Genomic DNA, 13,207 nt, shown 5'->3' on the forward strand with positions numbered 1-13,207 from the left:
TGATATAGGTGTAGACGAGGTGGCCTGCTTAGTGGACTTTGGCATTGATAACGAGACGATTATGAATAGCATCAGAATGCTGACTGATTTGAAACAATCATGTAATCAAAAGGAGCTGACTTTATGAAAAGCTTGACGGACCGTATCAATTCACTTTCTGACAAACAACGTGAATTACTAGAAAAGCAATTGAAGAAGAAAAATGTAGACGTGAACAAAATTGGGATTAATAAAGAAATGATTAATCCTCGCGGGCACACGAATGCAAGTCCCCTTTCGTATGATCAGGAACGCTTGTGGTTTTTCAATCGAATGCATCCAGAAAGTCATACCTATAACGTATATGGAGCCGCTAGATTAACAGGCACTGTGCATCATTGGGCTTTAGAGAAGAGCATCAATGAGATTGTGAAGCGTCATGAAGCATGGCGTACCGTGTTTGACAGCGTAGATGGACAAGCACGTCAAATTGTCTTGCCAGAACTCCAGGTAACGGTGCCAGAGGCTGATCTTCGTCTTGTTCCAAATGAAACTCGGGATGAAGAACTACAGAGACAAATGAAAGAAGAGGTCCAGCGGCTTTTTGATTTGAAAAATGGTCCGCTCATCCGCTTTAAGCTGTTTCACGTAAGTAATACAGAATCAATGTTAGTCATGACTGTACATCATATTGTAATTGACCGGATTACTTTCTCTATCTTTTTCAAAGAGCTATCTTTGCACTATCAATCAATGCTTACGGGCATCCCCGTACAGTTGCCGGAGCTTGCCATCCAATTTGCGGATTATGCTGAATGGCAACGAAATTATTTACAAGGTGAGACAAAAGCCAAATTGCTAACATTTTGGAAAGAACAGCTAGCAAACTGTGACTATGTCTTGGATATCAGTACAGATTTTCCGCGTCCACCAGCTATTACCTACCGTGGTGCCAGATGCTTTATTCATACACCGCTCGAAGTATTGAATGGTCTAAAAGCGATCGCGCAAAAGGAAAACGCGTCTGCTTTCATGATTATACTAGCCGCTTTTAAATTGCTTTTATATCGATACACAGGTCAATCAGATATTTTGGTCGGTACTCCTCTTGCCAATCGCAGCCGAGCAGAGCTAGAGGAGGTAATGGGTTATTTCCTAACACTGGGTACACTCCGCACCCGAATGTCTAAAGATATGACATTTATTCAATTATTACATAGTGTAAGGGAAACAGCTCTCGCGGTATACAAGCATCAGGATATGCCGATTGGGTTATTAATTGATGAATTGAAAGTACCTGCGGATATTAGCCGAAGCCCGTTAGTTCAAGCTATATTTGTTTATGTTGATGTGCCAGAGGAAAAATTGCAGTTGCCAGATCTTACAGTAGAATTTGAGATGATTGATGGTGAAACAGCCAAGTATGATATTACAGCAGGTTTTTCTGAAACGGAAAAAGGGCTGGAAGGATTTTTTGAATATTCACCTGATTTGTTCCGTCAAGACACGATCGAGCGGATGCGAGAGCATTGGCATCGCTTGCTTTACGCCATTTTAGAAAATCCACAAGCCTCTATAAGTGATTTGGCTATGGTAACGGAGGCAGAAAAACAACAGCTTCTTATTGACTGGAATAGCAACAAGCAGCCATTCTCTGATAATGCTTGCATCCATGAATTATTTGAAGCCCAAGTAAAGAAAGCTCCAGAGCAAATTGCTCTTACGTATCATAACCAAATCATTACCTATCAGGAATTAAACAATCGTGCGAATCAGGTGGCTCGTTTATTAAGAAAAAGAGGCGTAGAACGTGAGACGCTCATTGGTTTGTATATGGAACGTTCGATTGAAATGATTGTTGGTGTCCTTGGGATTTTAAAAGCAGGGGGAGCCTATATTCCAATTGATCCTATCTATCCAATAGAAAGAGTTCGTCATATTCTCCAGGACTCAGGTCTGCAAATCGTCCTTACAAGCCAATCTTTACAAGAATTGATGGGCAAGGAAGGAATGCAGTGCATTTGTCTGGATAGTGAGCAAGAGGCGATTTTAGGTGAAGATACGCAAAATCTTCCGCCACAAGCGAATGCCCACAGTCTTGCTTATAGTATCTATACATCAGGATCCACCGGAAATCCAAAAGGCGTCATGATTGAGCATCAAGGCTTATGTAACGTAATCGAAGACACCATTAACAGATTTCAGATTACTTCAGATAGTAAGCTTACTCAGTTTTTTTCTATCGGTTTTGATGCGTCCGCTCATGAAATATTTTCTGCTCTATGTGCAGGGGCTACGTTATGCTTGACAAGTCCTGATGTTAGAGCGGGAGGAAAAAATCTTGTTGCCTTTTTACATGAAAAGCAGATTACCACTATGTTTATTACGCCTTCTGTTCTAGCAACGCTTACCCCAGATGAGCTGCCAGATTCCTTGCAGACAGTATTGAGTGCAGGGGAGCTATGCACCGTGGACATGGCTGAATGGAGTAAGGGATCACGTAAACTATATAATGGCTATGGTCAAACAGAGACCTCCATCATTAACATCGTGCATATATGTACAAAGGAAAGTCTACCGAGTCAAGTAGGTCGTCCATTTGCCAATATGCAGGCTTATATACTGGATGATTCTCTGAACCCTGTTCCAATCGGGGTAAAAGGGGAGATTTATATTGGTGGCGTCGGGGTAGCCAGAGGATATTTAAATCAGCCTGAATTAACAGCGGCCAAATTTATACACCATCAATTTTCGCCAGATCAGTCCGTACGTTTATATCGAACAGGTGATCTTGGACGCTTTTTGGTGGATGGCACAATAGAATATCTTGGACGCCGAGACAATCAGATCAAAATCAGAGGATATCGAATTGAACTCGATGAAATCGGAAATGCCTTAGTTCAACATCCTAGTGTTAATCAAGCTAAGGTAAGTGTTCATCGCGATAAAATCAATAATGATTCCCTAGTCTCTTATGTCGTGATAGAAGAAGGGCAAGACATAACTTCAGCGGAACTACGCACCTATTTGCAGCAAAAGCTGCCTGAATATATGGTGCCTCTCTATTATGTTTTTGTCGATTCTCTCCCAAAAACCACGAATGGCAAAATCAATCGCGAGCTTTTGCCAGCTCCTGAGGAAAGCTTCTCACAACAGATGATTGAATATGTGCCTCCAAAGAATGAGTGGGAGAGTAAGTTAGCAAAAATTTGGGGACAAGTGCTTAATCTTGAGCAAGTGAGCGTTGTAGGGAACTTTTTTGATCTAGGTGGTCATTCCTTGAAGACGGCGGAATTGGTTGACAAAATCAAAGAGACATTCCAAGTTGAACTTTTGCTTCGAAATGTATTTGAATACCCAACAGTACGACAAATGGCTCTATTGCTTGAAAAAGGGATAGTTCAGAAGAGACCATTTATCTCCTTCCGAGATCATACAGAGGATGCAAAGGAAGTCATTTGCTTTCCGCCGATGACAGGGCAGGGGGTACTTTATAAGGCTCTACATCAAAAATTATCAGGTTGTACTCTACATGCCTTTGATTTTATTAGAGGGGAAGATCGGATTGAAAAGTATATACAACATATAAAGGCAGCTCAATCAGAAGGGCCGTATGTGGTATTAGGGTATTCAGCTGGAGGTAATCTCGCCTTTGAAGTTACCAAGAAATTAGAAGAATGCGGGCTGGCTGTAAGCGATTTGATCATAGTCGATGCACCTCTACGAGTAGAGGCTATGCAATTGGATGGCGAAAAAATTCAAACGGAAGCACAGAAGCTAGTAAATCTAATGGCAGAGCATTTAGGCGAAAGTATTCGTACTGTGGCAGATCAAAACATCGATGTGATTAAGGAATACTATGACTATACCAATAAAATGATCAATAAAGGCGTTCTGAATGCAAATATTCATATCATCACTTCCAATGAGACAACCAAGGAAGATATTCAATCTTGGAAAAGGTCCACTCTTCATCAGGTTTATGTGTATAAAGGAGCGGGTGAACATATGAATATGCTTATTGATCCTAATAACCTAGCCGAAAATGCACGAATTATAGACTCAATTCTAAAAGGCACGAATAACTAAAATGATGGGAGATAAGATGAATGTGGTTACGGAGCAGACGAAACTAACACATGATCCTCAAACGCTTTTTAACCATTATCTAGGGGCAAACGTAGTATATGCTTTTCACCAAATGGGACTATTCGATATCATTAGCAACCGCAAAGTTTCAATCACAGAGATTGCACGTAAGACGGGTAGTGAAATAGGTCGGCTTCAAGCATTATTGCAGGCTGGAGAGATTCTGGGCTATGTTAACCGCTATCAGGACGACTTCATCCAGCTAAGTTTACTTGGTGAGGAGATGCGAAAGCAGATAGGGTATTTCATATGGAGCGTTGGCGCCTATGGCGATATGCTCCGTAGGTTAGGAGATTTGCACACGGGTGAGCAGGGAACATCTGGGCTACGCGATGAAGGCATGGTTGCACTAGGATCAGATTTAATGAATAGCGATCTATTAGAAAACCTATTGAGAGAGATCCTAGATAGCATCCCGTTTCAGTCTATCTGCGATTTTGGATGCGGCAACGGGAGAAAATTAATCAACATGCTAAAACGCTATCCAGAAAGAAGGGGCATTGGCATAGATATCAGCGCTGATGCTATCGTTTTAGCTCAACAAAATATAAAACAACATGGCTTGTCTGAGCGTGCTAGGCTTCTCCATGCAAACATTTTAGATATCAACGCATCTCATAAGGATATGGAATTGCTCAGCGAGGTAGAGGTCGTTACTAGTTTTATGATGCTACACGATCTTTTTAATATACCGGAAATACGAGAAACTCTTTTTGATAGGCTTCGGAACGTTTTTCCAAAAGTGAAATACTTCCTCATTTCCGATACCTTGCAAACACCGATTTCTTATATGAAAGAAAAGCTACCGATTTTTAATGTAGGTTTTGAGCTAGTACATGCATTTATGGATGTAAACATCCCAACAAAAGAGGAGTATGATCTAGCCTTTCAGAAAGCGGGACTTACAATCGAACAGTGTATTCCGTTTGGCCCAACAAGCACGTACCTGTATGTATTAAAAACCTAAGATTATAGACAAAAAAATCTTTCCTGACTAGCTAATGATGCGAAAAGGAAAGATTTTTTTGTCAAAGGGACTATTTGATTATTTTCGTGCCGATTCCAAGTGGCGTAATGATGAACAAAAGAGAGGGTCTGTTGTAATTACTACCACTTTTATGTATGATATTGTAATTGGTATGAATTTAGTGAAATTTTCTGTTATTCAAAAATATTCTTAGGTGTACTTGTGACACCTTGTCTTATTTCAGGAGGTTTACTTCGTGTTTAAGGATATGATTGCATTGACGAAACCACGGCTCCTTCTGCTTAATGTATTTGCAGTTGTAGCTGGTTTCTGGGTAGCTTCCAAATGGAGCGTGGACTGGCTAGATCTGACTTGGGTGCTAATAGGTTCTACGCTAATGATTGCATCAGCCTGCGTGACTAATAATTATTGGGATCGCGAGCTTGATCAAAAGATGGAACGTACGAAAAACCGAGTGATGGCTACAGATCGTATTACGCCTGGTTTTGCTCTTGGCTATGGAATATTGCTCGGCATTCTGGGAACAGGCTTGTTATTTACCTTTGTTAACGCTGTTGCCGGATGGCTTGCGCTTCTTGGATGGTTTGTCTACATTGTGATTTATACGATCTGGTTAAAGCGAAGCTCAACCTGGAGTACATCAATTGGTGGTATTTCCGGAGCCATGCCGCCTGTAATCGGCTATTGTGCAGTAACGAATCAGGTTGACATAGGAGCGTGGCTCTTGTTTGCTCTTTTGTTCTTCTGGCAGCCTGCTCACTTTTGGTCACTTGGCATTCGGAGAGTAGAGGAATACCGAGCAGCAGGATTTCCGCTATTACCGGTTGTAAAGGGAATAAAACGTACGAAGTTACAAATGATTCCCTATGTTGTATTGGTGATCCCGGCTACCATACTCATGTTTTATTATGGCTATGTCGGTGTTATTTTTCTGACTGTTTCTGTTTTGGCAGGAGTGATTTGGCTGATTCACACCCTGCAGGGGCTCTATGTAAAAGATGATGAAAGCTGGGCGAAAACGAATTTTTTTATTTCGATTAATTATTTATCGATCGTCTTTATTCTTATGATTGTCAACACGACGTGGTAGTATTGGCTTTTTTAATGGCTGTCTTACAGAGGAACATAACATAATGAACAGGTTGATGAAGTAAGAAGAGGCTCATACTTATAGCGTATGAGCCTCTGTTATTATTGAAACGATTACATGCAGGGAATGGGCAAATTTTTATGATTTCAAGTCTATTTTTCAGTAACGATAGCCTGAACAGTATAGGTTTCTTCATCGATCGGAGTTAAAGCCGACAAGTCCTTGTGAGCAGCATCTAAGCTAGAAACATCTCGCTTGCTTCTGCCACCTTTTCCGCTATTCTGAAGCTGTTCATATTCCTCAAGGGAGTATGTTTTCTTTTTAATAATAAATCGATCGCTATAAACAGATGAATCGGTTAAGATTTTACCATTTAGAATGACTTTTTTATTCTTTTCATCTAGTGTCACTGGATCGTCAGCCTTGAGTAAATCGTTATTAGCTAATTCATCATATAAGTTAAATCTTTGTGTTTTTTCCTTTTCCGGCTTAATATCGCCAGTCTCGATTAGGTCAGTCAGAATGCCAATACCTAGTGGATCAGGAATAAATTTATGGGCAGGAATAAAGTAATACTTTTTCTCATATTCCCCAGATAACACGGCGTTTACATCTGTATACGCTTTCGCTTTATTCTCTTCTAAACTATATTCTAATACTACTACAGATTTCGCCGGAGCTGTAATGGTTTGCGACGGGTACTTAATCGTTTTGGAGGTAACGGTTGTATTGCCTTCCTGATTCGTTCTATTGTACTCAGTGTTCAGCGTAACGTCTCCCTTGGTAAAGCCTAGGTCAAAGCCTGCCTTTACGCTTGCTCCTGCTTTAAAGCCTTGTGTTATCGTTTTAGAGTGAGTATCGGATACATTTTCTAATATTTCTCTAGTTGGAAACGCTTGAGGCTCAGGGTCTTCATTTATAAACACATTCGCGTCTTAAAGTTTGTTTTCTTATTTAAGGAATCGGCAATGACTTCTTGTTCACCGAAGACTACATCTGCTTGTAAGGTATCTAAATTTAGTACCGTTCTAGTAGAAGTGCTTAGATCGGGAAGAGACATGTCATTTTTGGTATGCTTAAAAAGCAATGATTCTAAATCAAATACTTTGGATTCTATGTGATCTTGCAATACATAATTTTTTACGTGATCAGAGGCTAAGGCATTTACGGGGATGCCTGCTTCTATTCCTGTTACTGCGAGAGTCAATACTGTGGCGGCAGCGATAAGTTTTTTCTTCATAATAAAACCTCCATAGATGCTCCTGTTGGGGATCAATAATTTCTCCTTTAATTGAGAATTTTTCTTACAGTTAAATCGTATTAAAACTACACTGATTTTCACTATAGCAAAAACTATTTTTGACAAAAGTTGTTTTCTATAAGGAATACTACAAAAATGTACATTTTAAAAACCCCCCTTGGATAACTTGTTAGCTTCTCAACTAAAGAAGCATACGAGCTATCTAGGGGGGCATTTGTTGTTTTCAAGCAGACAGGATGTTAGTCGTCTATAAAATCCCGTATGTTTTCAATATCACTTTGCGAAATAATAGGATTGATACAAATTGTTGATATACCTTCGATTTCCAGAGGTGTCGTCGTAATAATCAAATCGATACCCATTGATAGTAATTCATCTTTCGTAAAGTCATTAATATCTTTTTGCACACACTGAAGCTTTCCGCCAAAACGCTGGATCAGAGCGGCTCTTATGTAAGCCTTCCAGCTATCACCTTCTGCAATCACAAGCAGTGCCTTTTTGTGAGCAGTTGCAGCCAGCATGTTAGAGGCCTCTATACGCAACGTAACCTTCGCAATCTCTTCCTCATAAGCATTACTAGCCAACCCGTATTTTTGAACAAAGGTATCAAAGGCGATTTTCACATGTTCAAACGTATTAGCATACTTTTCTTTAATATACTTTGTGGTTATTTTTTCTGGTCTTTTGATCATGGACAAGCGTTGGAAACGATAAGGAATTCTTCTTAAATAATTGCATATGTCAAAAATGAATTCTTCATTTTCAGTTAAGCGTTGCCCGGTTTCTTGTTCTAGCATGGTAATAAATTCTTTCGCGTATTGATAGATGGCTATTTTTCCTTCTTTAAAATAGTGGAGGAACGTTTGTTTCGCAAGATTAATATCCTTAAAAGTGTACCGAGAAGCATTAATAGCAATGGTTATCAGCACGGTATCATCAATTGTTAAAGAAATATTGAGTTCATTGCGTAATTTTTCACTTATTAATGACATCTTTTGATAAATACTTGTATGTACATAAGTATCTATTTTACAAGGCTCTAACTCTACTACATACCCTTGTTGCTTGCGTTTAAAGAAAATCGTTAGAAAAAAAGATAATTTTCGTCTGGAACTCTGATGAAAATGTATACCGGCTAGTTCTTCAAAACGGTGAATATAACGAAGAATAACTTCTTGATTGATCTCAGTAAATGGCCATTCATGGTCTGAATAGGCTTGTAAGTACAGATCATAAAACATCAAGATGATCTGTGATTCATTACCCACAATCCTCAAAGGTTTCTTTTCTAAATGCAAACCGTAAAGCTGGATATGCTTCTGGATTTTTTTAAGATGGGTGTAGACAGAGCGGGGTTGCAAAAATAGTTTTTCCGTCAAGTGACAAACGGTCTTTACATCACCTTGCAACAGCTCGTCAAATATTTCAAATGCCACCGATCGTCTATATAGCGAACAGATCAATTCATTATTAGAAGAGCTTGAGGGTTTTATTAATTGAATCCCTCTACCTTTTTGACAAGTAAGCTCCCAGGTTGGGGGTAATACTTCTTTTATAAATGAAATGTCTTTCCGAATGGTTTGATTTGAACCTCCTAATTTTTGCACCAGCTCCGAGATGGTAAACCATCTATTTTCACTTGTTATTAGTTTAGCAAGCTGGATACAGCGAAGAATTCCTTTTTCTAAATATAATGTTAGCATTATTTTGTATATTCCTCCTAATCTTATATCTTTTATTTATATGGTTTCCTGTAAGGTGTGTTGTAGTGTTTAGGATTTACGTTGCAGGCTAAAACGCAGGATATATTTTATCTTAAAATAAATAACAAATACAAAAAAATAATTAATACGTCATAAAAATTACAAATTTTCAGGGGGAGCGGGGTTAACTCGTGATTGTATCAAAACATGTTAGTCTTCGATCGACAGTAACAGAAGCTTAATTATGATTTTTTATAGGGAGATCCTGTAATTTATATATCGGGAATTATTCCCAAGCTCCTTAACAAATCTAGGCAATAAGAGATTATTTCTTTGACAAAATGGAGAATGAACCCTGAAGAGAATAGGGGGGTGTTAGTTGAGATTAAAATGTGAGAAAAGCGAGAGAAAAATAAAGGGATATACAAGGCATCTACATTTAAGATAAATTTTATTTTTATCCTACTTTTTATTTAAACAGTTTTCTCTATCCTAGAAAAACAAGAGTAAGGAGGAAACTGAACAATGAAGAAGATTTTATTTTTTGCGATACTTTTGCTACTGGTCTATACAATAATTAACTTATATAAAAGCAGTCGAGCGCAAACAGAGATTTCCGAAAAAAATAGCCTAACAATAGTAATTTCTAAGGATCAGGTTCATCAAGGTAATCTATTATTAGTTAATAAGGAAATTCCGGTTCATAAAGAAGGCGTAAAATCTGATGTGGTCAATCTTTCGAACCATAAGGAATTGATAAGGGGATATAGATTATTTGACGAGCATATTTATTTATCAAAGAGTGTGGCTCAAATCTTTATGGAGCTGGTACGTGACGCGAAAAGAGATAACGTTGAGCATTTTATTATTAATAGTGGTTTTCGAAGCAGCGAAGAACAAAATGAGCTTTATCAAAAATTAGGCTCCGATTATGCTTTGCCTGATGGATATAGCGAACACAATTTAGGCTTGGCTCTTGATATCGGATCTACGCAAATGAAGATGGATCAAGCGTCTGAGGGAAAGTGGCTTAAAAGGAACGCTTATAAATATGGTTTTATTTTACGTTATCCAAAAGAAAAAGCAGGGATTACGGGCACGCAATATGAACCTTGGCATTACCGCTTTGTTGGGTGGCCACACAGCGCTATTATTCAGGAGCATGATTTTGTATTAGAAGAGTATTTGGATTATTTGAAAGCAGAAAAATCGATTTCATTTCATGATCATGGCGAAACGTATCATATTTACTATTATCCAGTTTCCAACGACCCGGATTTTACGATCAACATACCAGAAAATTGTGACTATGAAATTTCAGGAAACAACATAGATGGGGTAATAGTGACCGTATACCCTAGAAAATAGTGATGAGGAATGTACATACACATGTAGCTTTAGGCTAAATTAAGCAACAGTGAAAGAGTAATTGCTGAGTGGTAAGGCTGAATAATGTACGACAGGAAAACAGAAGTGGAGTAGTGTGCTAGCGCAGCTGCTTCATTTTTATTGCTCACAAATACGGCAAATGTGGGTTGTTAGTTCGTATTGGAAGCAATAAAAGAGGTTAAGATATATAGGAATGTGATTTTATTACCTTCGTTGAGGGGGATATCTCGACAAATATCGCGTGTGGACACATGCATGATTTTTCCATGTTATTTGGAGATATCTACTTGAGTGTTAACAAAAACAGCCTAACGTTGTACACGATATTGGATAACTATCAAATAAAGTAGTGATGAAATGATGAAACGAAATTTACGATATCCTTCCTGTAGAGGCATTGTAGCTACTTTTCTCAATCTGATCATGGTTGCAGTAATCAATTGCCAGCCCGTTCATGCGGAACCATCGCTACCTATTGGAGTTAGTCAGGGGATTTTTTCTATTGAAATTTATCCTCAGCAACACCAACTAATTGTGCGGATACAGGATCAAAAAATTAAGACTTATACTGTTGCCGTGGGCAATCCATCTACCCCTACACCGGTTGGTGAATATAACGTCATATACAAAGGGAAAAACTGGGGACCCGCTTTTGGTCCACGCTGGCTGGGATTAAATGTCCCATGGGGAATTTATGGTATTCACGGAACGAACAAGCCCCATTCCATTGGACAGCATCTGAGCCACGGTTGTATCCGTATGCGTAATAGAGACGTCGTTGAATTGTTCAATATGATTCCCATCGGAACAAAAGTTACGATTCATGGGCATGTATTAGGGGACCCCAATCATAATCCGAGATATTTAGCTGAAGGGGATGTCGGTGGAGATGTGCAGCTGATTCAATCACGTTTGAAAAGCGCTGGATATTTCAATGGAGTATGTGACGGAAAGTTTCGCTCAAATACAACTGCGGCTCTCAAAAAATTTCAACGCGATCATCATTTGCCACAGAACGGCGTTGTTTCAAAAAGGGTTTATGAGGAATTTGGTTTGCTGGAGTAAGAAGAAGAGGCAATACCAAAAACGGCTCAAACATTTTATGGTGTAAACGGGGAGTAGAGTTTTACACTAATTCCTGGATTCCCAGATTTCCCAATTACTCCAATAACACAGTCAGACACTCGAATAAGGGTCATTCCACAATCTTGTCGATGTTTGGTTGTCGAGAGGAAATATGGTTCAAATGTAATACAAACAAATTGATACCATTGTGGATGCCTTTTGTGGCCACCAATGTATACGCGATCACCGTTAGCAAGAGCAACATGTGTGGTTACAGGGCATCTTCCTTACATCCATTATAAAACCGCGGTTCCGTTCTGAATGGGGCCTGATTACTGATGTTTCATAACCTAATCTGGAAACTTGAATGCAATTCTACCTAAGAAGGCTAAAACCAGAAAATAATGAGATTTTTATTTAAAAAGTAAGTATATCATCTGATTGATTGCTTACATTCATTTTTATAGCATCATTGCTAGACAATAGATCTCATTATGGCGTAATTTATAGCGGGATCATTGAGTCCGATAATATATATTATGTAAACAAATAAAACAAAAAGAAAATACAATGAGGCAGCCAATCGACATTTGGTACCTGTATATAAAAATGATAATACGAGTTGTATTCGATTGGAGGTTTTCATTAGATACCTTGGGATGTTTACGTATCATAAGTGATAATTATAAGCAGCTTAAATAATATTGATTTATTCACATAAGTGATATTTGGAAGTAATTTAAGAGCTTTAGTGGCACTGTATAACTACAGCTATTATTGAACAACGATCGTGGAAGCTGAATCTATTGGTAAACATCAAATGGACAAGTTTTTTTCTCATCATTTTTGTCATGCTGAAACTTGTTACGATAAAAAGCACGTTACATCAACATACACAACATACATAATTGAACATACAGAAGAGAAGCTAATGGGATAGTGTTGGTCAAAGGAATCGAATTTATTTTTTAAATTTCAGTTCATGAAATGGCTGTTTTAAGAACTGAAATTAGGAATTTTTAAAGGATTACAGATTTTCATCGTTTCTTGTTTCCTAATGACTTAAATATGGATATCATAGATTTTTCAAATATGTCCTAAATGATCAGATTTTCTTTAATACCTTTACTGATAACGATTCAATATTACTTTTCTACATTCTTTCTGGAACCCATTCTTACTCATAAGTTTTCACTCACCTGGATCGAATACTATCTCTTTAAATCATTATTAACCGGAAATGTTTACCATTCCTTTTGACTAGGTTCATTGAATTGAGTTGATTCAGGTAAGCAGGTAATTTCAGATGTCATGGATAACTGATAACTTGCCACTGTCTCTGCCTGTTTGGAGACAGAAAATAATTACATTTCTACTCCATTTTCTTAGATCACGACTTCTTCCCCTTTTTATTACCCAGAAACACGTTTGTAGATATAACTTTTGGTGGTCTTATTTGTTTAAAAATGGCTTAAGCCATAGCTCTTCTCCATCCGTATTTAATATAAATTCTGATCGAATAGATTGTGAAAGATAGACGTTTGTTTTCCTTAATTTTACGCAACGAAGATTTGTCTGGGAGC

8 protein-coding genes are annotated in these 13,207 nt (G+C 38.3%); 5 read left to right on the top strand and 3 right to left on the bottom strand.

Annotated elements, in window-relative coordinates:
- The first annotated feature begins 123 nt into the window (after positions 1 to 123).
- From AYJ08_RS03615 to cyoE, 3 genes are all read left to right on the top strand, one after another.
- Positions 124 to 4,068, top strand: a complete 3,945-nt coding sequence (locus AYJ08_RS03615) for a non-ribosomal peptide synthetase (RefSeq protein WP_064016626.1) — start codon at positions 124 to 126, stop codon at positions 4,066 to 4,068.
- A 16-nt stretch (positions 4,069 to 4,084) separates the two neighbouring features.
- The gene (locus AYJ08_RS03620; protein WP_064016627.1) at positions 4,085 to 5,095 is read left to right on the top strand and encodes a class I SAM-dependent methyltransferase; all 1,011 of its coding nucleotides are present in this window, start codon (positions 4,085 to 4,087) and stop codon (positions 5,093 to 5,095) included.
- A 256-nt stretch (positions 5,096 to 5,351) separates the two neighbouring features.
- Entirely contained in the window at positions 5,352 to 6,206 is an 855-nt protein-coding gene (cyoE, locus tag AYJ08_RS03625) for a heme o synthase (protein WP_064016628.1), read from the top strand.
- Positions 6,207 to 6,358: 152 nt separating this feature from the next.
- Here cyoE and AYJ08_RS03630 read toward each other — a convergent pair whose 3' ends face one another.
- The 3 genes from AYJ08_RS03630 to AYJ08_RS03635 all read right to left on the bottom strand — a co-directional run bounded on the left by AYJ08_RS03630 (position 6,359) and on the right by AYJ08_RS03635 (position 9,170).
- A complete protein-coding gene (locus tag AYJ08_RS03630) occupies positions 6,359 to 7,132 on the bottom strand; it encodes an ETX/MTX2 family pore-forming toxin (protein ID WP_231928986.1) in 774 nt (257 codons plus the stop codon).
- A complete protein-coding gene (locus AYJ08_RS24290) occupies positions 7,123 to 7,446 on the bottom strand; it encodes a hypothetical protein (RefSeq protein WP_231928987.1) in 324 nt (107 codons plus the stop codon). Before AYJ08_RS24290 ends, AYJ08_RS03630 begins: the two co-directional genes overlap by 10 nt.
- 260 nt (positions 7,447 to 7,706) lie before the next feature.
- Positions 7,707 to 9,170, bottom strand: a complete 1,464-nt coding sequence (locus AYJ08_RS03635) for a BglG family transcription antiterminator (RefSeq protein WP_064016629.1) — start codon at positions 9,168 to 9,170, stop codon at positions 7,707 to 7,709.
- A 525-nt stretch (positions 9,171 to 9,695) separates the two neighbouring features.
- On the opposite strand from AYJ08_RS03635, the gene AYJ08_RS03640 reads away from it, so the two are divergent.
- A complete protein-coding gene (locus tag AYJ08_RS03640) occupies positions 9,696 to 10,538 on the top strand; it encodes a M15 family metallopeptidase (protein ID WP_064016630.1) in 843 nt (280 codons plus the stop codon).
- Positions 10,539 to 10,982: 444 nt separating this feature from the next.
- Positions 10,983 to 11,624 (top strand): L,D-transpeptidase family protein, encoded by a 642-nt coding sequence (locus tag AYJ08_RS03645; RefSeq protein ID WP_231928988.1) that lies wholly within the window; start codon positions 10,983 to 10,985, stop codon positions 11,622 to 11,624.
- The last annotated feature ends 1,583 nt before the right edge of the window (positions 11,625 to 13,207 follow it).

Origin of the sequence: Brevibacillus sp. SKDU10 (assembly GCF_001645205.1) — a bacterium.
In the GTDB taxonomy this organism is placed as follows: Bacteria; Bacillota; Bacilli; order Brevibacillales; family Brevibacillaceae; genus Brevibacillus_B; species Brevibacillus_B halotolerans.

Excerpts from the sequence above, each read along its gene's own strand:
- AYJ08_RS03615 (WP_064016626.1), top strand. The coding sequence starts at position 124 with ATGAAAAGCTTGACGGACCGTATCAATTCACTTTCTGACAAACAACGT.
- AYJ08_RS03620 (WP_064016627.1), top strand. The coding sequence starts at position 4,085 with ATGAATGTGGTTACGGAGCAGACGAAACTAACACATGATCCTCAAACG.
- AYJ08_RS24290 (WP_231928987.1), bottom strand. The coding sequence starts at position 7,446 with ATGAAGAAAAAACTTATCGCTGCCGCCACAGTATTGACTCTCGCAGTA.
- AYJ08_RS03635 (WP_064016629.1), bottom strand. The coding sequence starts at position 9,170 with ATGCTAACATTATATTTAGAAAAAGGAATTCTTCGCTGTATCCAGCTT.
- AYJ08_RS03640 (WP_064016630.1), top strand. The coding sequence starts at position 9,696 with ATGAAGAAGATTTTATTTTTTGCGATACTTTTGCTACTGGTCTATACA.
- AYJ08_RS03645 (WP_231928988.1), top strand. The coding sequence starts at position 10,983 with ATGGTTGCAGTAATCAATTGCCAGCCCGTTCATGCGGAACCATCGCTA.